The sequence below is a fragment of the uncultured Mycobacterium sp. genome (genome assembly GCF_964249325.1).
GTDB lineage: Bacteria > Actinomycetota > Actinomycetes > Mycobacteriales > Mycobacteriaceae > Mycobacterium.
The window spans coordinates 1-1,660 of sequence record NZ_CAXUCH010000122.1 but is presented as its reverse complement, the minus strand read 5'-3'; the positions used below and the strand labels follow the sequence as shown (position 1 = coordinate 1,660).

Annotated in this window: 1 protein-coding gene and 2 pseudogenes (1 of these 3 cut by a window edge); 1 reads left to right on the top strand and 2 read right to left on the bottom strand. The window is 61.3% G+C overall.

From position 1 onward, the window contains the following. Window positions 1–67: pseudogene (locus tag ACFE99_RS15505) on the bottom strand (mycofactocin-coupled SDR family oxidoreductase) (it extends 746 nt beyond the left edge of the window). A gap of 172 nt (window positions 68–239) precedes the next feature. Here ACFE99_RS15505 and ACFE99_RS15500 point away from each other — a divergent pair. After that, entirely contained in the window at window positions 240–1,067 is an 828-nt protein-coding gene (locus ACFE99_RS15500) for an enoyl-CoA hydratase/isomerase family protein (RefSeq protein WP_375486767.1), read from the top strand. Window positions 1,068–1,160: 93 nt separating this feature from the next. On the opposite strand, the pseudogene ACFE99_RS15495 reads toward ACFE99_RS15500, so the two are convergent. Beyond that, window positions 1,161–1,660 (bottom strand): annotated as a pseudogene (locus tag ACFE99_RS15495) (cytochrome P450); the annotation flags it as partial.

Sequence of the window (1,660 nt, the reverse complement as noted above, 5' to 3'; positions counted from 1 at the left end):
CGCGTGAGCGGCCCTGCCCCCGAGCGGCGCCAGTGATGAAGACAACTCGGCCATCGAGTGTACCCATTCTTTCCCTACTTCCTTGTCTTCCTTGCGAAGTAGGCCCCTAGTGGCTCCTGAGCAGAGTGCTCCGGCACGCTGCGGTCATTGTATCGCGGCTGAGACCATCGCTAAGCCTCTAATCATACAACTATATTATGGATTTCACCCGGTTTCACAACGTTGGAAGGAATTGCCACATGTCAGACAGCCACCGCAACCGTCCACGCCCGCCCGACGGCGACTGGCTCGGGACTCCCTTCCTCAGTTTCAATCGAGAAGGGGTATTCGCCATCTGCACGCTGAACCGTCCCGAAGCCCGCAATGCCATCACGCCCGCGATGTACTTCGGCATCCGCTATGCCATCAGCCGGGTCAATAGCGATCCCGATCTCGCCGGTCTAATCATCACCGGAACCGGCGACGTTTTCGCCCCCGGTGGGGACCTAGGTCAGGCCGCGGAAGACAACTGGATGGACTTTGCCTCGATCATGGGCTTCGACGTCACACCGTTCGACAGCCTGCGCCAGTCGCTGAAGCCGGTGGTGTCGGCGGTCAACGGGCTCTGTCAGGGCGGTGGGTTACAAATCGCGATGTGCAGCGACCTCGCCGTGGTCAGCGAGCGGGCTACCTTCCGGGTGCCTGAGCTGTTTCGCGGCATCGCCGATACCTATTACAGTCAGGTCCTGGCCCGGCTGGTGGGCCCGGTACGCACGAAGGATCTGATGTTCACCGGGCGCACACTGACCGCAGATGAAGCCCTCGAGTGGGGCATGGTGGCCAGGGTGGTGGCGCATGACGATTTGCTCAGCGTGGCCAAGGAGTTACTCGTGCAGTGTTGCCAGACCGCCCCCGCAGCCAGGGGCCTGATCAAGTCCAGCCTCGACCACTATCTCGGCCTTTTCGACCGAATTGGCATGCACTCCAGTCTCTTCGGGCCGGAAGCACGCGAAGGCTTTCGCGCATTCAAAGAAAAGAGGTCCCCGGCGTGGGTACATCGTGAGCTACAGCGCGAGGGCAGGTTGTAACGTCGGCGGTGAGCCGCGCCTTCGCTTATGGGTGATGCGGTGCGCGGAGCCCACTGAATCCGCGAGTCCAACTCTTGTAGGTGACAGCACCGATCAGCTAATGCGCTGGCCGGGCGTGAACCGGACCGGCAGCTCACGCACGGCGTACACCTCACCTGCGTCTTCGAATAGCTTGGGATCACCGTCCAGCTCGAAGTCGGGCAGCCGCTTGAGGATTTGGGTCAGAATTACCTGGAACATCATTTTGGCGTAGTGCGATCCCAGGCAGCGGTGCATGCCGACACCGAACGCCATGTGTTCTTTGCATTCGGGCGCGCCAGATCCAAGATATCGGGATCGTCGAACACTCGGGGATCGCGGTTGGCCGCGGCCCACATCAGGATTGCCCGGTCGCCGCGACACAGCGGTTGGCCGTGGAAGTTGATGTCGCTGGCGACGGTGCGAGCGAGCCCGAGGGTCGGGGTGTAAAGACGCAACAGCTCATCTGTGCCCTTTGTGATCAGACCGGGGTCCTCGATGAATTGTTGGCGCAGATCGGGTGTTGACCGGCACTCAGGGTGAGCATGATGGCGGCGTTGATGGTGAGGATGTGC

Bases quoted from the DNA above. Each gene is read 5' to 3' on its own strand.
- ACFE99_RS15500 (WP_375486767.1), top strand. From the start codon at position 240: ATGTCAGACAGCCACCGCAACCGTCCACGCCCGCCCGACGGCGACTGG.